A 279-nucleotide genomic window follows, 5' to 3' on the forward strand; every position below is an offset into this window, starting at 1 on the left:
GATGTCTGGGTTCGTTACCAGCGAATGCGCGGCCACGAGGTTAATTTCATCTGTGCCGACGATGCCCACGGTACGCCGATCATGCTGAAAGCACAGCAGCTTGGTATCACACCGGAGCAGATGATTGGCGAAATGAGTCAGGAACATCAGACTGATTTCGCAGGCTTTAACATCAGCTATGACAACTATCACTCGACGCACAGCGAAGAGAATCGCCAGTTGTCAGAACTTATCTACTCTCGTCTGAAAGAAAACGGTTTTATTAAAAACCGCACCATC

Annotated in this window: 1 protein-coding gene; it reads left to right on the forward strand. The window is 48.7% G+C overall.

Translation table 11 applies throughout. The features are described 5' to 3' along the window. Positions 1-279: class I tRNA ligase family protein (locus tag LZP73_RS21175; protein WP_234236987.1), on the forward strand; the 279-nt coding region annotated here is incomplete at both ends.

The organism is Shewanella sp. AS16, assembly GCF_021412365.1.
GTDB lineage: Bacteria > Pseudomonadota > Gammaproteobacteria > Enterobacterales > Shewanellaceae > Shewanella > Shewanella salipaludis.